Source organism: Curvibacter sp. GW821-FHT09D12 (assembly GCF_059416245.1).
Genome location: NZ_JBWKOU010000010.1, coordinates 25,239 through 42,883 on the forward strand (window position 1 = coordinate 25,239; position 17,645 = coordinate 42,883).

A 17,645-nucleotide genomic window follows, 5' to 3' on the forward strand; every position below is an offset into this window, starting at 1 on the left:
CGGAAGTCTTTCTAGGAAAGTGATTGAAGAAAAGAACAGAAAAATTCAAGGCCTCAGCAACTGTCGGCCCCATCAGGCCGACTTGATGCTGCCGGGCACGATTTTCGCGCCAAAGTCGCGCATGACCGATTGCACAAAAGGATCACCCAGGATGATCTCCTCGGCCAGCTTATGCCGCGCCGCCGCCGCCGCCGCATTGCGCCGCGCCGGGCTGTCGATCACCACCCCCAACTCGACCGTGATCTGACTGGCCAGGCCGGCTTGTTGCAAGGCCTGGCGCAGGCGCTCACGGCTGTTGGGTTGGTTGAGCGACTCGCGCTCGACCCGCAACATCCAGTGCTGGCCATCCCGCGCCACCAGTTGGGACTGCAGCGCCAGCTCACGCACCAGGGCGGTGATGGCCTCGGCCGCCGCCAGCTGCTGCACCGTGGTGTGCCAGAACTCGCCGTCTTCGGTCGGGGTGAAGGTGGGGGCCACCCTGGAAGCTGCATGCACGTCGTAACGGGCCTGCGTGCGCTCACCCGGCTCGGGTTGCACGCGCACCGGCACGGCCATCAGCTCGGGAGGCGGTAAACCGGCCCCTGCGCCGGACGGCGAATCGCCGGGTTCACGGACGGGCAAGGACACGCCGCGGGTCGGCACCGGGGTCACGGCCACCGAGCCATCGTCGGGCCACTCATCGGCCCACGGCGGCGGCCCGCCGGCATCGCCGTCGTCGGACGACTCGCTCCAACGGCCGTCCTGAGCCGTGGGCTCGGGGCTCGGCGCCGGCGCTGCGGCTTGCGCGGGCGGTGGCGACGGGGCCACTGGGGCTGCTGGGGCAATCGGGGCAATCGGGGCGCCAGGGGTTACAGACCTCACAGAGACCGGCGTCATGCTCACCGGGGCCGGCCTGGGCAAAGACGGTGCCTCAGCCGCGGCGGTGCGAACGACAGGCTCGGACGATGGGGCTGGCGTGCTGGCCTGCACGGGGGCTGGCGCGACCACCCGCGGAGCCACAGCAGCGGCAGCCGGTGGTGCCGAAACAGGCGCAGCGAAAGGCACGGAGTCGGGTGAAGAAGCAGGCTTGGAAGCCACCACTGCGGGCGTCTGAACCGCCGCTGCAGCAGGCTCAGGGGCTGCTGACGCCGGTTTCAGAGTTTTTTTTTCAGCCAAGCCGGTTTCGCTGCGTGGGTGGCCTGTCTTGAAGGCCAGCAAACGCAGCAACACCATGGTCAAGGCCGCGTATTCATCGGGGGCCAGCCCCAGCTCGGCGCGGCCATGCAGACACATGCTGTAAAGCAACTGGGTCTCGTCAGGGGGCAGCAGCTCGGCCAGACGCGCGATCTCGCCCGCCTCAGGGTCGGTCGGGTCCAAGGCGGCAGCCATCTGCGGCACCGCCTGAAACACCGCCATGCGTTGCAGCACAGCGCTCATCTCTTCCAGCGTGGAGGCTGCCGACAAGCCATTGAGGCGCAGGGCATCGGTGGTCTCGACAACGCTGCGGCCATCGCTGGCCGCCAGGGCTGCAATCACGCGAAACACATGGCTGCGGTCCACACTGCCCAGCATCTGCCGCACGCCGGTTTCCAGCAATTCGCCACTGCCAAAGGCGATGGCCTGGTCCGTCAAGGACAGCGCGTCACGCATCGAGCCCCGGGCGGCCCTGGCCAGCAATCGCAAGGCGCCTTCTTCGGCAGGCACCGACTCCAGGGCCAACACCCGGGTGAGGTGCTCCAGCACCGTCTCGGGCGCCATGGGCCGCAGATTGAACTGCAGGCAACGCGAAAGCACCGTGACCGGCACCTTCTGTGGATCGGTGGTGGCCAGCACGAACTTGAGATACTCGGGCGGCTCTTCAAGCGTCTTCAACATCGCGTTGAACGCGGTGTTGGTCAGCATGTGCACCTCGTCGATCATGAAGACCTTGAAGCGCCCCTGCACAGGTTTGTAGACCGCCTGCTCCAGCAGGGACTGAACCTCATCCACCCCCCGGTTGGAGGCCGCATCAAGCTCGGTGTAATCCACAAAGCGACCGCTGTCGATGTCGGTGCAAGCCTGACACACCCCGCAAGGCGTGTTGGTGATGCCCCCCTGCCCATCGGGGCCCACACAGTTGAGCGACTTGGCCAGGATGCGCGACACCGTGGTCTTGCCCACCCCACGGGTTCCCGTGAACAAGTAGGCATGGTGCAGGCGCTGGGTCTGCAAGGCGTTGCCCAGGGCTTGCACCACGTGCTCTTGCCCCACCATTTCCGTGAAATTGCGGGGGCGGTACTTTCGGGCGAGCACAAGATAGGACATGGGGTGAGATTCTATGTGCCCCGGCCAGCCCCTTGGCACCAGCCTCTTCACATTGGCTTCAGGCCTCTGGCTCAAAATAACCCTTTTTGAAGCGAGGGAGTTCCTCCATGCGTTCCTTGACACCCAAAAACAGATACGGCATGCCCAGCTTGGCACTGCATTGGTTCATGGCCTTCCTGCTGGTCGCCCTGGTGATCTGCGTCGAGCTGCACGAGCTGTTCCCCAAGGGTGATCCGCTCAGGGCAGGCCTGGTGGCCTGGCACTTCCGCCTCGGCCTGGCCGTGTTCGTGCTTGTTTGGTTGCGCCTGGTGCTGCGCTGGGTCGACCGCACCCCCGCCATCACCCCAGCACCGCCCCGCTGGCAAACCGGCCTGAGCCACGCCGTGCAGGGCCTGCTCTACCTGCTGATGATCGCCATGCCCCTGCTGGGCTGGGCCGTACTCAGCGCCAAGGGCCGCACCATCCCCTTCTTCTGGGGCATCGAATTGCCGCCCCTGGTGGCCCCGGACAAGGCATTGGCCCACACCCTGATGGAACTGCACGAAACCGGCGCCACCATCGGCTACCTGCTGGTCGGCCTGCACACCGCCGCTGCACTGCTGCATCACTATGTCGTGCGCGACAACACCTTGCTGCGCATGCTGCCCTGGCAACACACGACCAAACATTGACGCCAACCTGAGCGGCCATTGCCCGGAACACCCTTCGCCATCGCATATACTCGTCGCTGACGGGCCTCCCCGCATGGTGAAGCGGCCAACCGGGTCAGGTGGGGAACCAAGCAGCCCTAACTGTGGAGCCAGTGCCGGGGGTAAGGCTCGTCAACTTTCAACCAAAAAGTGTTTGCAGATCAATAACTTAAGGTCTGACAAGCACTTACAAGCCCCCTCCTGTATCACTTCGCTGTGTCACTTTCCCAACGTTTTGCCCCGGGAACTGACATGGCATAAGTCGAAGGACTCCACCTTCGGGAGTCTCGCTGGTACGTCCGCATCATCGTCCCCAAGGACCTCAAAGAGGCCTTCGGCAAGGACCGCCTTACCCTCGCCCTGAACACCTCGGACCGGAAAGAAGCCGTCCGCCTCGCCACCCTGAAGCGGGCCGAATGGGTCTCAGTGTTTGAGGCCAAGCGCCGGGAACTCTCCCCCAGCAAGCTGGACAGCATCTCCCCCGAGTTGGCCCAGCATCTGGCCGAACGGGTCTATGCACGGGTGCTCATGGAGGATGACACCATGCGCCAAGAGCCCGAGGTCTTGAACGAGATTGCCTACGTCCTGGGCATCGACAAGAGCGCCCCGCGCATCTTCGACCCGCCCGAGAAGCGCCCACCCAGAAACGCCCTGGATGGCCTCAATGACACGGAGTTCCAGGCCCTGGTCCGCCTCAGCGAAGGCTTCGCCCAAGGGGCCGCCGCAGCAGCCGCACGGCAACGCCTGAGCGTGATGATTCCCATGATGGAGAAGGAGGCCCGGGAACTGGGTCTGACCTACTCCCTGCATACCCCCGGAGTGAAGGAGGCGCTGGCGCTGTGCTTACAAGCCCGGCAAAAGGCCTGGGATGACATCCTCGAACGGAACAAGGGCAAAGCCATCCCCACCCCGACACCCTCGCCTGCCACCATCGTGACCCCGAGGCCAGCTCAGGACGCACCCAAGACCCTCAGAGCCGTTTTCGAGCGCTGGAAAGCATCGGGGGCTACCCCTCGCTCCGAGGACTCCATAGCGGCCTATGGGCGGGCTATGAGCCAGTTTGAGAGCCAGCACCCGAACAAGCCCCTGACGGAGTTCAATGGCGACCTGGGGGATCAGTACCGGGCATGGCTCCTGGAGAACTGCAACACCCCGAAGACCGCCCACGACCGCCTCACGGCCATCAAGTCCCTGCTGAAGTACGCCACCGAGACCCTGGAGTGGCTGCCCAAGCAACCGTGGCGAGGGCTGGACATCAAGGCCACCACCACGAACAAGCGCCGCCCGTGGTCTTCAGCGGAGCTTCAACTGTTCTTTGGCTCCCCCCTGTATCAGCAAGACACCCTGCCCGACCACAACTTCTCGGGCCGAGAGGCGGCCTACTGGGTGCCCCTGCTGGGGCTGTTCACGGGTGCCCGCCTGGGTGAGCTGTGTCAGTTGCGAACCGGGGACATCCAGTCCATGGAAGGCATCCCCATCCTGGTCTTGACCGACGAGGGCGAAGGCCAGAGCATCAAGAGCGAGGCAGGCCATCGCAGCGTCCCGATTCACAGCGAACTCATCCGCCTCGGGTTCCTGGACTATGTGGAGACTGTCCAGGCCTCGGGCAGTCACTCACTTTGGCCCGCGATGCGGATACGTGAAGGTAAACCCAGTGACTTCTTCGGACGGTGGTTCAAGGACCATCGGCACTCACTGGGTCTCACAGAGTCACGCCCCGACTTCCATTGCTTCAGGCATACAGTCCGCCCCCTGATGCGTCAGGCAGGGTTCTCGGAGGAGACCCAGGACAAGGTGACCGGGCACAAAGCGCGGGGAAGCGTGGGCACCGTGGTCTATGGTCACTGGACCCCGAAAGAGATTCAGGCCGCTGTGGAAGCGATCCAGTACCCGCACCTACAGCTTCCGAAACTGAGCTAAACCTCTGCGACTACAGGGTCTCTGTGGCCGTAATGCCCACGTAAACCTTGTGTGAAGAATTTGGGAAAATTGACACAAATGATGCACACTTTTCAGTAGCAAAACAAACTTCCCCGCCCAAAAATAGGAGCAATGCGATGGGTCTTCTTCGTCAATTCAAGATCGGAACTCGACTGTCTGCGGTCTTTGGTCTGTTGGTTGCTTTACTCATCGGCCTGGGGGCATTGGGGATCTACCAGGGTCAACAAGCCCACTTCTACACAAACGACCTCGCCACCAACTGGCTGCCCAGTGTCAAAGTTCTTGGCGAAATCCGGAATGAATTCACGGCAGTCCGTCGCTACTCGCTAAACCATGTTTTGGCCTCGACTCCACAGGAGAAGAAGGAGTATCACGACCAGATTCAGGAGATCATCGACAAGCACGTGCCTGCTCTGCTCAAAGAATACGAGCCGATGATCGCCACGCCGGAGGAGCGCAAAGCCTACGAAAAGGACATGGAACTCTGGGCCACCTACAAAGAGTTGCTTGCCAAGCAGTACGCACTTTCCGACGCAGGAGAGGGCTCATTGAACGAGGCTCGGCAGTTTGCCAATGGCCCCATCAAGAACGACTTCACCAATCTCATGACAGCAGTGAACCGCTCGATTGACATCAATCTTGAGGGAGCAGCCAACTCAACAAGGGAATCCGAGGTTTCGTTCACGCGCACTATTTGGATATCGGTCGGAGTCATCATTTTTGCCGTCGTCCTAGGGGTCTTGCTTTCCATCGTGACAACCCGCTCCATTGTTCAACCACTCGCCGAAAGCGTGGTCATCGCAGAGGCCGTGGCACATGGTGACCTGACCTCTGAAATTCATGTTGAAGGCAAGGACGAACCAGCGGAACTTCTGCTGTCGCTCAAGCACATGAACGACCGCTTGGTTGAGGTGGTGACCCAAGTTCGCAACAGTAGCGACAGCATCGCAACGGGCTCATCCGAGATTGCAACCGGGAACGCGGACTTGAGCCAGCGTACCGAGTCACAAGCCAGTAACCTCCAGCAAACAGCCGCCTCGATGGAGCAGTTGACCAGCACAGTGAAGACGAATGCGGACACCGCGCAGCAGGCCAACCGGCTGGCAACGGATGCATCCCATGCTGCTGAGAAGGGTGGCGAGGTCGTGGGTCAAGTCGTCAAGACGATGCAGGAAATCTCTGCGGCCTCCAACAAGATCAGCGACATCATCGGCACCATCGACGGAATCGCTTTCCAAACCAACATCCTGGCTCTGAATGCAGCCGTTGAAGCCGCCCGTGCAGGCGAACAGGGCCGGGGCTTCGCCGTGGTCGCGAGTGAGGTTCGCTCCTTGGCCCAGCGTTCAGCCGAAGCAGCCAAGGAAATCAAGACCCTCATTGGCGGCAGTGTCGAGAAGGTCGAAGCCGGAACCCAGTTGGTTGACGAAGCAGGCCACAGCATGATCGAGATCGTGGAGCAGGTGAAGCGGGTGGGTTTGTTGATCAACGAAATCTCGAACGCCTCCCATGAGCAATCGAGCGGCATCGCCCAAGTGGGTGACGCGGTGAATCAGCTCGATCAGGTCACCCAGCAGAACGCGGCCTTGGTCGAGGAGAGTGCTGCCGCAGCCGCCAGCTTGCGCAGTCAAGCAGCCGCTTTGGCTGAGGTCGTGGCAACCTTCAAGCTCGCCGGGCACCTGCCAACTCGTTCTCAAGGGGCTCTTGGCTACGCACGGGCATTGCCTGCCTGAGCGCCAGTGCGATCGTGGGGCAGGGTAGCGACCGCCTCATGCCCTCCCAGCGGGTTGAAGACCACTGGACGCATAGGTCACCCCCTACCTGAGGACCACGTACTGGACCCTGCTGAGGTGGTCTCAAGGTGGCACCAGTAGCCCATCTTCAGGCCCATCTCAGGGAGCCTCATTGATGAGGAGGAACTTAGATTCCCCCTCCCCCGGGTAGCACCTGAAGGCCATCTGCTGGCCCCCTCTCATGTGGTCTTACCGTGGCCCCAGCAGGCCACCTTCAGGCAGGCCTCAAGGTAGGTCTTGACAGGTCCAAAAACACTTGATCCACCTGATGCAGGTCTCCTAATACATGGGGAGACAAATTCCCCCTCACCCTGGATCAGACCAATCCCAGGTCCTAGACTTCACGGAGGTACGCCGAATCGGCAACCACAGCAACCTCCCACTCAGGGTGCCTGTCCAGAAGCCCAGCAATGGCCCTGGAAGCCACCCTCTCGAACCCCAGAACGGGTGCCGTTGCATCCCGCTGAACATGCAACCCGAAGCGGGGGAAGTTCAGGTAGAGGGAGCCCCAAGAGATTTCGATGGTGCGGGTAGCGGTGGTCAGTGTCATGTGAATTGATCCGGTTGAGGTTGATGACTGCGCCAAGCGGCGCGGGCCGGATCATCTGGGTGAAGGAGGTCTGAAGCGCTCAAGCCCCCATGCTCAACTCAGCGTGGTTGACACTCCCGGATGCGGGAATAATGGAGCTTCGCAGTGACCCCGAGGTGTATCACTTGAGGGAAAATAATATCACCTAAGTTGTTGATTTAATTGAAATATTCTGAATTTTTGGCAGCGGTAAGGCTCGTCAACTTCTTCTCACAAATCGTTGGCTTTCAAGCACTTGGTCCGGGCCACCGGCGCAAGATGACGATTTGCAGCACTCTTGCCTGGCATCAAACCCTGAACCTCAGGGTGGCTCATGGGACCCAGCATGCAGCAGATGCCAAGCCATTGAAACCCGCCTGAGCACCTCACACGCTGGGCAATCTGGTTTTGGCTCTCCGGCTGGTTCAAGGTCTCATCGACAAGCCTGCGCACAGGCAGTGTCACGACTTGCGCGATCCAACACTGCCTGAGCCCTGCCGACGAACGCGAAAACCCCATGCGCCGAGCAGCGCCAGACAACAGGCTGTCCCCATCAAACCGAGGGGGGACATTGCCGGTATGGAGGTTGACGGAGGGATCACCGGAACAACCGGATCAGCGATCAGGCCTAAAGTCGGATCGCTGTCGCCAACGCCGTTGTCAGTGACGCTGAAACTGACACTTTGGCCGTTGTTGCTGAACACCACCCCGGGCACCTGGAACCAGGTCGAACTGGACGCCCCGGCCGTGGCAGGGCCATATTTGTATAAAACGGTACCCGAGGGCAGTGCCTGCGCGAAATTGAGCGTGATGGTGATGGTGGCCCCAGATCCACAGTTGTTGGTGGTGAACTGAAAACCCGCCCCAGCCACCTGAACCCCTGCCGGTGGACCACTGCCCCCCACACTGGATGGGATGACGAATTGCTGAGTATTGAAGGCGCAACCACCATTGCCACCGCTGAGCGAGGCACCTGTGCCACTGACATAGGTCGCTACATTGGAGTTCTGTTGGTTGTTTTGATTGAATGAGTTGAAGGACAGAACACCGCCCTGCGCATTGTTGGAGGCCACGCCCGCCGTGCTGTTGAAGAATATGCTGGTTTGCCCCAGATTCAGCAGGGCAGCGGCTTGGTTGGCAACGCCTACCGCGCAATTTGAAAAGGTTGAATCCGAGACATCAACCAGGGCCCCCGCTGCGCCGGCCTCCACGAGCAAGCAATTTTGGGCGTAGCCGAACACATCGACATGTTCCAGCACCAGGTTGGTGGCTGATTTCAGTCGAATGCCATTGTTGCCTGTACCTCCATAGCCGTTGAAGCTGAGATTGCGCAGAATCACCGCGCCTGCCGCCGGGTTGCTCAGGTTGATGACCAGTGAGTCGGCCGCGGCGATGCCGCCCAGGGCAGCCACTTGACCACCACCACCATCAATGGTGACGGGCTGCGTGATGGTGACTGTGGCCGGTGTCGCGGCGCTGCCGCCGATTTGGCTCCCATCAAAAACCCCGGGGTCCAGAAAATCAACCTCGCCACCGCTTGCTGTTTTCAAAAGGGCGCCCGCAAGTGTTGCGCATGGGGCAGTTCTGCTGCAGGGGTTGACATCATCGCCAACTCCCGAAACCCAGGTTCGGCTTGCCTGAGCCCACGCAGGACTGCCAAAAAACATGCAACACACGCCAAGCACAATCGCCTGGCACCACAACAACTGCCGCAGCTTGTTCATGATGCTGCCCTTCTTTATGAGCCATCAGTTGTTGGACACGGTGCCTGAGAAGCTACCGTTGCTTGTATTTCCTTGAACCTGGTTGTTCCCGAAGCTGTTGATGACACCGCCGCCGCTGGGGTTGATACCCACAGGATTGCCGAAAACCACGGAGTTCGATAGTTGCACCGAGGCACCCGAGCCAGCAGCCAACACCCCATTGCCGCAAGGTGTCACAGGATTGCAAGTGGTCAGGCTCATGATGAACCTGGAGCGCTCCACAGAAACCGTGGCCGTTCCTCCAGTCACGTTTACCGCCAAACCATTGCCAGAGTTACTCACGGTGGTGTCCAGAATTTCAACCAATGGCGCCCCGCTTGAGACGCTGATGGAAATCCCATTCGAGCCGAAGCGGTCGACCTGGACGTTTTGAATGCGCAGGCTGGCACCGCTCGTGAACAAAATGCCCGACAAGCCCGGCGATCCAGTCCCGGCCAGGCCGTTGAAGCGAAGGTTTCGCAGAATCACAGCGTCATTGACACCCGCAGCAACAACGATCCCGTTGGTTCCCGCCACCAGTACGCTAGCCACCTGTCCGCCACCGCCATCCAATGTGATGGCCTTGGTGATGGTCAGCGCACCAAAGCCGGCAGGGTCGAGCGCATCAATTTCGCCACCTGCTGCCGTCTTGGAAATGGCACCAGCCCAGGTTTTGCACGGCGCCGTCCGCGAGCAGGGGTTGGCATCGTCCCCAACGCCCGAAACCCAGGTTCGAGTGGCCTGCGCATGGCCCAGCAGCGGAAACGCCAGTACCAACGCAGCCACCCAGAGGCTCCCGCGGACCAAACCTCTGAACCAAAAAACTCGAATCACAGGTGTAAACATGTCAGATCCGTTTCGTTGAAGGGGGCCACCGGCGTCAAGCCGTAGAACCGGCGTCGATCAGAGTACCCTCATAACTGGGTAATCCGACGCAACCTTGATGCTCAAGCATCATGATCAATGTTGTTACGAATTTTTGCAATAAGGTTGGTTTGAATGGTTCCGCAACGTGGCCCCACCGTTCTCGCCGTCTTTGCGTCTTTGATCAACTCAAGCGACTGAAAGCACGGGTGCCCAAGCAGCGCCTTCAGCCCACATCCCGGCCCGCCGCCCTGAACAGCATCCGTTGAAACGCATCAAATGCCTTTTGCATCACCGCCGACTTGTAAGGGAAGAGGCCGGCAGGGTCGGTGTCGTGAATCCAGCTCTGGTTGTCCGCTTCGAACAGAAGCAGTTGACCGTCTTGGGTTTCAGTGCAGTCCAGCACGAGGTAGTCCAGTCCCATGCGCCGGGCGATTTCGGTCAGGGCGCCGGCGTGCCGACGCCCGAAGCCCGCCTCGAAACCTTGCATGAAATCAGCTTCTTCGACGCGAAGTGCGGCTTGTTGAGTCATCGGTGCCGAGTAGTAATGCACCATCCAATGGGACGAGATCGCCATGTGGCAGGCATAGGCCTGCCCCTCGATGAGCGCGATGCGGCATTTGCGATAGAGGCCGTCCGGGCCCGAACTGTCGATGAACTGCGACACGTAGAACTCGGCTTCGGCGTGTTGGGCGAGGTAGTGCTGCAGGTCGCTGAGATACCCGATCCGGGCCAGCCCCTGGCCGCCCTGGGTGCCCAGCGGCCGGACGGTGCAAGGCAGTTCCGTCCATCGCAGCAGATCGGCACGAGAAAGCCGCCGCGTCCGCGGCAGCAGCAGCCCAGGAATGCCGCCGAGCAGACGGCCTAGCTGGTCGCGCAAGCAGTTTCGAAGGTGCTCGGGCCGATTCAAGACCGGACGAGGCCAATGCAGAAGCAACTGCTCGATGCGGTGCAGGCTTGCGTCGTTGCGGCCCGACGAGGCCAGCGCCACAAAGGCCACATCGTGCTCAGGCAGGGCATCAGGCCATGGGGCCTCGGGCAGGACATACAGCAGGGTCAACTCGATGTCGCTGTCCTCCAGAAGGAAGTCAACTGGCGTGTTGTCCATCATGCCTCCGGGCCCCATCAGCACCAACAAACGCAAGCGCGGCTCTGCGCAGCCTTCGATGCGAAAGACCGTGCGGTTCTGCAAGGCCTGTTGCTGCATTTCCATCGCCAATTCGGTGTCGCCAAGGCCCAACATCTGATAGTGCAGGCGCATGTAGAAATTGGCCAGATCAGGCTCGGCACCGGTCTGCTGAAGCAGTTGGGGCCATTGCTGCGCTGTGCAGCGGCTCAGGCCCAACGCCCCCGGGATGGCGGGGAGGTTCATGGGCACCAAACGAGGCATGTGCATACCGTTCGTGCCTTCACCTGTTCGATTCAGGCGGGCTGGCTGAAACGCCGTTCCAGCGCCTCGCGCCCCTGGGGGCTCGTCATCAGCACCAGGGTATTGCCCGGCTGCAGCCAATGGCTTTCATCGGGATTGAAAATCCAAGCCCCGCCTTCGTGGGCGGCCAGCACCACATAGTCGCGCGAGCGAGGCACGGCCTCGCTCAGCGCGCAAGGCACAAAGCCCGCTGGCAGCACCAGTTCCTCCACCCGCATGGCCTCGTCGCTGTGCAACATCTGATCCATGAAATTGACCACATGCGGCCTCACCATGGCCGAGGCGATGCGCATGCCGCCGGTGAAGTCGGGTGACACGATCTCGTCCGCGCCCGCCCGACGGGCTTTTTTCTCGTTGCGGATGTCGTGCAGCCGCACCACCACCCGCACCGCCGGGTTGATCAGCTTGACCGACAGCGACACCATCAGGTTGTGACTGTCGTCGCCCGTGACGGCAAACACCCCGGCCGCACGGCTGAGGCCGGCGCGCAGCAGGGCTTCATCGTCTGCCGCGTCCTCGTGCAGGTACAGCGCGTCGGGGTGGTGCTCCAGCCACGAATCCAGCACCTGGCGATCGGTTTCAACCACCACGTAGCGGCGCCGGGTCAGGTCCAGTTCGTCGGCCACATTGGAGCCCACCCGCCCGATGCCGCACACAATGTAATGACCGCTGAGGCGGTCCAGTTCCTTTTGCATCCGCCGTCTCCTGATGGCCGCATTGAGGTCGTAGTCCACCAGCAAGGCCACCATGGTGGAAAACAGGTAACTCATGGTGCCGATGCCCACCACCGCAATCAGCACGGTGAACAAGCGCCCCATGGGGTGAGTGGACAGGTCAACCGTCTCTCCATAGCCAATCGTGGCGATGGTGATGAAGGTCATGTAGAAGCTGTCAATCCAGGTGGCCGTGGGTCTTCCGATGTAGTGGTAGCCCAGCGTGCCGGCGATCTGAATCAGCAGCAACAGCACCAAACCTCGGGCCAAGCCTGAGAAATGTCTGCCGGGAAAGCGTTTGGACAAAGGTGCACCACCGAATTGAATCGGCCGGATTGTGCCACTCACCCGGCCAATCAAGCCGCTTGGACTGACTTCGACCCGTTCAACGGAGACGATGCAGGATCCCAAATCGGTTTAGAGTGGTTTGCCATCATCCTTGATGGTCTGCTTTTTGCTCCGCTTCAACATGTCAACCCTCCTGCTCGACAGACCGGCCCTGAAGTTCAAGCTCAGACAATGGGCGCATGAGCACGATCAAGTAGCCTCCCAGGCCGGTGAGATCAACCTGGCCCGCATGCGGATGCTGACGCCGCTGCTGGCAGGGCTGAGTGCGCTCTCAACCCTGATCTTTGCCTTTCGGCTGGTGTTGCTGGAGAGCGCCGGCACCTCGCGCGACTGGCTGTTCGGATTGCTCTGGGCCCACCTGACCATGACGCTGCTGATGCTCGCCTTCATGGGGCTGAACCACCACCTGAGACACGGAGCCCGGCGCCTCGCGGGGCAGGTGTTGCCACTGGCCTGGCTGATCACCGTGTTGGCCTATGCCACCGTGCTCACGTGCATCGATCAGTGGGTCACCCCAAACATCACCCCTTTTGTGTTGGGCAGCATGCTGGCGGGCCTGCTGCTGCACCTGAGGCCGCGCGAATCGGCCGCCTTGTTTGCCCTGGCGGCGTTGGGCTTTCTGGCGGGCCTGGGCCTGACGCAGGCCCAGCCCGAAAGCCTGCTCTCCAACCGCCTCAACGGCATGTGCGCCTGCCTGCTGGGGCTCACGCTGTCGGTGTTGCTGTGGCGCAAATTTGCCATGATCACCTTGCAGCAGCGCGCCCTTGAAAAAGCCAACCAGGCGCTGCAGACCAAACAGCGCGAGCTGGAGCGCCTGACCCGGGTCGATGGCCTGACAGCCCTGCTCAACCGGACCACCTTCGTCGAGCTGACGCGCAACGAACTGGCCCGGGCCCGGCGTCAGGGCACGCCCACCACCTTGCTGCTGCTGGACCTGGACCACTTCAAACGGGTCAACGACACCTGGGGCCACCCTGCCGGCGACGAGGTGCTGCGCCATGTCGCCACCTTGTGTGCCGGCACGGTGCGCAGCACCGATCTGGTCGGTCGCCTGGGGGGTGAAGAGTTCATCGTGCTGCTGCCCGCCACACGCCCCGAAGCCGGGCGCATCCTGGCCGAAAAGCTGCGCCTGCGCGTCCAGAACACCCCCGCCGGGGTCCAGGGTCGTCCTCTGACCATCTGCGTCAGCATCGGCCTGGCCAGCACGGCGCCTGATGCCGATGCCAGCTTCGACACCCTCTACGCAGCGGCAGACCATGCCCTCTACCAAGCCAAGCAATGGGGTCGCAACCGGGTCGTGTAAAGCCTCGGTAACAGGGTCAACCTCGCCATTCGTTGGGCGTTATCGGTATCAGAATGCTGACAAAAGGTCTTACATGCTCAACACGCCCCCCACCCGCTCACTGATCGCCTTGGCCGCACTGGCCATCGGCGCCAGCCTCACTGGCTGTGTCGTGGCCCCCATGCCCGCACGCCCTGTGGTGGTGAACCCTGGGCCGGTCTACGTCGCGCCCGCCCCGGTGTATGTGGCGCCCACCTATGCCAGTCCGGGCGTGGGCTGGGTCTGGGTCCAGCACCCCCGCTATGGCTGGGGCTGGCATCACCCCGACCACGGCTGGCACCGCGGCTGGCGCTAAGCCACCGGCGATGGCAAGGCCCGCTTGCCCGGGTCAGGCGGTGATCTGCGTGGCCAACCAGCGCAACACTCCCTGGCCAGCCTGACGCCCGGTGGCCGCACAGGCGGTCAACAGGTAGCCACCCGTAGGGGCCTCCCAGTCGAGCATCTCACCGGCACAGAACACGCCCGGGCAGGAGCGCACCATCAGGTCGGTATCCAGGCCCTCGAAAGCCACGCCACCCGCGGTGCTGATGGCCTCGTCCAGCGGCCGGGTTGCCAACACGGTGACGGGTAGTGCCTTGATGGCCGCCGCCAGTTGGACAGGATCGTTCATCTGCTCCCGGCTCAGCAATTCGTTGAGCAAGCCCATCTTGATGCCTTCCAGCCCCAGCCGCCCTTTCAGATGGCTGGACAGCGAACGCGAGCCGCGGGGGTGGCGTACCTCGGCCAGGACCCGTTCTGCCGAGTGGTCGGGTAGCAGATCCAACTCGAAAGTGGCGCTGCCGTGCCGTTCAATGCCACGCCGCAAGGCCGGTGACACCGCGTAGATCAGGCTGCCCTCCACCCCGCTGGCGGTGGCCACAAACTCGCCGCGGCGCTCGAACAACTGGCCCTGCTCGTCCACATGGCGCAGAGCCACCGACTTGAAGGGCTGCCCCGCAAAACGCTCGGCAAAGAAGGGGGTCCAGCCGGTCTTGGGCGTGGCTTCGTGGCCCAGCAATTCGCCCATGAATTCGCGCCGTGATTCGCCCCGCCCATTGGCGGTGGCAGCCACTTCAAAGCCGCAATTCGAGGGCCGCAACGGTGCCACGGCCACGCCACGTGCCTGCAGCCAGGGCACCCAGGCCCCGTCCGAGCCCAGACGCGCCCAACTGGCGCCGCCCAGGGCCAGCACCACAGCCCGCGCCACCACCGCCACCGGCCCTTGCGGGCCCTGCAGCAGCAGCGCCCCCGAGGTGTCCCAGCCCAGCCAGCGGTGGCGCATGTGGAACTGCACGCCCATGCCGCGCAGACGATGCAGCCAGGCCCGCAGCAGCGGCGCGGCCTTCATGTCGGTCGGAAAAACCCGCCCGGAACTGCCCACAAAGGTCTCGATGCCCAAACCCGCCGCCCAGGCCCGCAACTCGGGCCCACCCCAATCCTGCATCGCAGGCTCCAGCGCAGCCCTGGCCTCGGCATAGCGGCTCATGAAGGGGTCATGCGGCTCGGAATGGGTCAGGTTCAACCCCCCCTTGCCCGCCAGCAGAAACTTGCGCCCCACCGAAGGCATGGCGTCGTACAGGTGTACCGGCACCCCGGCGCTGGCCAGCACCTCGGCCGCCATCAGGCCGGCCGGGCCTCCTCCGATCACCACCACAGGGGCCGCGTCAGGATGCGCAGGAGCCAAAGCCGAAGAGGCCACGGAAGAAGTCGAAGAAGCAACAGAAGTCATGAAGGCAGGCAAATCAGAAAAAAGGCGTGGTGAACACCACTCAGCGGCGTCACCCGGGTTGCAAGTATGCGTGACACGCCCCGGGCTTTCCCCGACGGCCGTCCGCACAACACCTGCCTGATGGCTTTTGCCTATGTCACCCATAGGCGCCCGATGCCCCATCAAAGGACTTGGTTTCTGTCACAATGCCGCCAACTCCAGCGCATCTATCCTTTTCTTACGCTTCATCCCAAGGAAACGACACCATGGCCAGCGACCTGATCAAACACATCTCCGACGCCTCCTTCGAAGCCGACGTTCTGCAAGCCGACAAGCCCGTGCTGGTCGACTACTGGGCCGAATGGTGCGGCCCCTGCAAGATGATCGCCCCCATCCTGGACGAAGTGGCCACCGGCTACGAAGGCAAGCTGCAAATCGCCAAGATGAACGTCGACGAAAACCGCGACATCCCGGCCAAGTTCGGCATCCGCGGCATCCCCACCCTGATGCTGTTCAAGAACGGCCAGTTGGCCGCCACCAAGGTGGGCGCCCTGAACAAGGCTGCGCTCACGGCTTTCATCGACCAGCAACTGGCCTGATGCCCGAGCGGCCCGCCCTGTGCGGGCCGTGTTTTGCAGGCGCCCGCTGCGCTGAAACGGGCGGCCTGATTTTCCTGTCATAATCAGCGCAATTCATCGGACGGCAGACCAACCTTCCGAATCGAATGTCCGGTTTGCGAGGCCTCTCTCGCCTCCCCCCAAACCTCCCCCGAATCAGTCAGCCCGCAAGGGATTTTTTGGCGACCCCTGTCCGGGTCAGTCCACGCAGGACCCTCCATGCATTTGAACGAACTCAAGGCACTCCATGTGTCTGAAGTGTTGAAGCAAGCCGAAGAGCTTGAGATCGAAAACACGGGCCGCATGCGCAAACAGGAGCTGATGTTTGCGATCATCAAGAAGCGCGCCAAGGCCGGCGAGCAGGTGTTCGCCGACGGCGTCCTGGAAATCCTGCCGGATGGTTTCGGGTTTCTGCGCAGCCCGGACAGCAGCTACACCGCCAGCACCGACGACATCTACATCTCCCCGAGCCAGGTGCGCCGCTTCAACCTGCACACCGGCGACATGATCGAAGGTGAAGTGCGCACCCCCAAGGACGGGGAGCGTTACTTTGCTTTGACCAAGCTCGATGCCGTCAACGGCGGCCCGCCCGAGCAGAACAAGCACAAGGTGATGTTCGAAAACCTCACGCCGCTGTTCCCCAAGGAACAGATGCGGCTTGAGCGCGAAATCAAGAGCGAAGAAAACATCACCGGCCGCATCATCGACATCATCTCGCCCATCGGCCGCGGCCAGCGCGCGCTGATCGTGGCGCCGCCCAAGAGCGGCAAGACGGTGATGATGCAGCACATCGCCCACGCCATCACGGCCAACAACCCCGACGTGCACCTGATGGTGCTGCTGGTGGACGAGCGCCCTGAAGAAGTGACCGAAATGCAGCGCTCGGTGAAGGGCGAAATCATCGCCTCCACCTTCGACGAGCCAGCGGCCCGCCACGTGCACGTGGCCGAGATGGTGATCGAACGCGCCAAGCGCCTGGTCGAACTCAAGAAGGATGTGGTCATTCTGCTCGACTCCATCACCCGTCTGGCCCGTGCCTACAACAACGTGGTGCCCTCGTCGGGCAAGGTGCTGTCGGGCGGTGTCGATTCCAACGCCCTGCAGCGCCCCAAGCGTTTCTTTGGCGCGGCCCGCAAGGTCGAGGAAGGCGGCTCGCTGACCATCATCGCCACCGCGTTGGTCGACACCGGCAGCCGCATGGACGAAGTGATCTTTGAAGAATTCAAGGGCACCGGCAACTGCGAAATCCACCTGAGCCGCCGCCTGTACGAAAAGCGCGTGTTCCCGGCCATCGAGCTCAACAAGAGCGGCACCCGCCGCGAAGAATTGCTGCTGGCCCCCGAGATCCTGCAGAAGACCCGCATCCTGCGTCAGTTCATGTACAACATGGACGAGATCGAGTCGATGGAGCTCATGATCAAGAACATGAAGGCCACCAAGACCAACGTCGACTTCTTCGACATGATGCGCCGCGGCGGCTGATCCGCCCCGGCCCCGGCGCCCCGATCAGGGGCGCACCCGAATCCCGCACGCCTTGCCGCCTGCGGGATTTTTTTTGCCCGCGAGCGCCTCAAGCGGGTGCAAAACGGCACCAAAGTCACCCATGCGACAGCCCGGCACAGGGTTTTCAAC

12 protein-coding genes, 1 other RNA gene and 1 pseudogene are annotated in these 17,645 nt (G+C 62.2%); 8 read left to right on the plus strand and 6 right to left on the minus strand.

Going from position 1 to position 17,645, the window contains the following annotated elements:
- Positions 1-72 precede the first annotated feature (72 nt).
- Positions 73-2,283 carry a DNA polymerase III subunit gamma/tau gene (dnaX, locus tag AC07PT_RS17065; RefSeq protein WP_494657460.1) on the minus strand — a complete coding sequence of 737 codons (2,211 nt, stop codon included), beginning with the start codon at positions 2,281-2,283 and terminating at the stop codon, positions 73-75.
- A gap of 140 nt (positions 2,284-2,423) precedes the next feature.
- On the opposite strand from dnaX, the gene AC07PT_RS17070 reads away from it, so the two are divergent.
- The 4 genes and pseudogenes from AC07PT_RS17070 (at position 2,424) to AC07PT_RS17085 (ending at position 6,643) form a co-directional block, all read left to right on the plus strand.
- Positions 2,424-2,954 carry a cytochrome b gene (locus tag AC07PT_RS17070; RefSeq protein ID WP_492346374.1) on the plus strand — a complete coding sequence of 177 codons (531 nt, stop codon included), beginning with the start codon at positions 2,424-2,426 and terminating at the stop codon, positions 2,952-2,954.
- Between the two features lie 58 nt (positions 2,955-3,012).
- Positions 3,013-3,109, plus strand: an RNA gene (gene ffs, locus AC07PT_RS17075) — signal recognition particle sRNA small type.
- Positions 3,110-3,254: 145 nt separating this feature from the next.
- Positions 3,255-4,892: pseudogene (locus tag AC07PT_RS17080) on the plus strand (DUF6538 domain-containing protein); the annotation flags it as partial.
- A gap of 137 nt (positions 4,893-5,029) precedes the next feature.
- Positions 5,030-6,643, plus strand: coding sequence for a methyl-accepting chemotaxis protein (locus AC07PT_RS17085; RefSeq protein ID WP_494657461.1), 1,614 nt, complete (start codon positions 5,030-5,032; stop codon positions 6,641-6,643).
- A 1,089-nt stretch (positions 6,644-7,732) separates the two neighbouring features.
- Here AC07PT_RS17085 and AC07PT_RS17090 read toward each other — a convergent pair.
- The 4 genes from AC07PT_RS17090 to AC07PT_RS17105 form a co-directional block, all read right to left on the minus strand.
- Complete coding sequence (locus AC07PT_RS17090) at positions 7,733-8,995, minus strand: choice-of-anchor U domain-containing protein (protein WP_494657462.1); 1,263 nt, start codon at positions 8,993-8,995, stop codon at positions 7,733-7,735.
- A gap of 24 nt (positions 8,996-9,019) precedes the next feature.
- Complete coding sequence (locus AC07PT_RS17095; protein WP_494657463.1) at positions 9,020-9,859, minus strand: hypothetical protein; 840 nt, start codon at positions 9,857-9,859, stop codon at positions 9,020-9,022.
- 244 nt (positions 9,860-10,103) lie between these two features.
- A complete protein-coding gene (locus AC07PT_RS17100) occupies positions 10,104-11,249 on the minus strand; it encodes an ATP-grasp domain-containing protein (RefSeq protein ID WP_494657464.1) in 1,146 nt (381 codons plus the stop codon).
- A 50-nt stretch (positions 11,250-11,299) separates the two neighbouring features.
- Entirely contained in the window at positions 11,300-12,289 is a 990-nt protein-coding gene (locus tag AC07PT_RS17105) for a potassium channel family protein (protein WP_494657465.1), read from the minus strand.
- 199 nt (positions 12,290-12,488) lie between these two features.
- On the opposite strand from AC07PT_RS17105, the gene AC07PT_RS17110 reads away from it, so the two are divergent.
- Together AC07PT_RS17110 and AC07PT_RS17115 are read left to right on the plus strand one after the other, a co-directional pair.
- Positions 12,489-13,670 (plus strand): GGDEF domain-containing protein, encoded by a 1,182-nt coding sequence (locus tag AC07PT_RS17110; RefSeq protein WP_494657466.1) that lies wholly within the window; start codon positions 12,489-12,491, stop codon positions 13,668-13,670.
- A gap of 73 nt (positions 13,671-13,743) precedes the next feature.
- A complete protein-coding gene (locus AC07PT_RS17115; RefSeq protein ID WP_492346368.1) occupies positions 13,744-14,004 on the plus strand; it encodes a hypothetical protein in 261 nt (86 codons plus the stop codon).
- A 33-nt stretch (positions 14,005-14,037) separates the two neighbouring features.
- Here the strand turns inward: AC07PT_RS17115 and AC07PT_RS17120 are convergent, their stop codons facing one another.
- Positions 14,038-15,417 (minus strand): TIGR03862 family flavoprotein, encoded by a 1,380-nt coding sequence (locus AC07PT_RS17120; RefSeq protein ID WP_494657467.1) that lies wholly within the window; start codon positions 15,415-15,417, stop codon positions 14,038-14,040.
- A gap of 245 nt (positions 15,418-15,662) precedes the next feature.
- Between AC07PT_RS17120 and trxA the strand changes: the two genes are divergently transcribed.
- The gene (gene trxA / locus AC07PT_RS17125) at positions 15,663-15,995 is read left to right on the plus strand and encodes a thioredoxin TrxA (protein WP_492346366.1); all 333 of its coding nucleotides are present in this window, start codon (positions 15,663-15,665) and stop codon (positions 15,993-15,995) included.
- Between the two features lie 237 nt (positions 15,996-16,232).
- A complete protein-coding gene (gene rho, locus AC07PT_RS17130; RefSeq protein ID WP_019573269.1) occupies positions 16,233-17,495 on the plus strand; it encodes a transcription termination factor Rho in 1,263 nt (420 codons plus the stop codon).
- Positions 17,496-17,645: the final 150 nt, after the last annotated feature.

Bases quoted from the DNA above. Each gene is read 5' to 3' on its own strand.
- dnaX (WP_494657460.1), bottom strand. From the start codon at position 2,283: ATGTCCTATCTTGTGCTCGCCCGAAAGTACCGCCCCCGCAATTTCACG.
- AC07PT_RS17070 (WP_492346374.1), top strand. From the start codon at position 2,424: ATGCCCAGCTTGGCACTGCATTGGTTCATGGCCTTCCTGCTGGTCGCC.
- AC07PT_RS17085 (WP_494657461.1), top strand. From the start codon at position 5,030: ATGGGTCTTCTTCGTCAATTCAAGATCGGAACTCGACTGTCTGCGGTC.
- AC07PT_RS17090 (WP_494657462.1), bottom strand. From the start codon at position 8,995: ATGAACAAGCTGCGGCAGTTGTTGTGGTGCCAGGCGATTGTGCTTGGC.
- AC07PT_RS17095 (WP_494657463.1), bottom strand. From the start codon at position 9,859: ATGTTTACACCTGTGATTCGAGTTTTTTGGTTCAGAGGTTTGGTCCGC.
- AC07PT_RS17100 (WP_494657464.1), bottom strand. From the start codon at position 11,249: ATGAACCTCCCCGCCATCCCGGGGGCGTTGGGCCTGAGCCGCTGCACA.
- AC07PT_RS17110 (WP_494657466.1), top strand. From the start codon at position 12,489: ATGTCAACCCTCCTGCTCGACAGACCGGCCCTGAAGTTCAAGCTCAGA.
- AC07PT_RS17115 (WP_492346368.1), top strand. From the start codon at position 13,744: ATGCTCAACACGCCCCCCACCCGCTCACTGATCGCCTTGGCCGCACTG.
- AC07PT_RS17120 (WP_494657467.1), bottom strand. From the start codon at position 15,417: ATGACTTCTGTTGCTTCTTCGACTTCTTCCGTGGCCTCTTCGGCTTTG.
- trxA (WP_492346366.1), top strand. From the start codon at position 15,663: ATGGCCAGCGACCTGATCAAACACATCTCCGACGCCTCCTTCGAAGCC.
- rho (WP_019573269.1), top strand. From the start codon at position 16,233: ATGCATTTGAACGAACTCAAGGCACTCCATGTGTCTGAAGTGTTGAAG.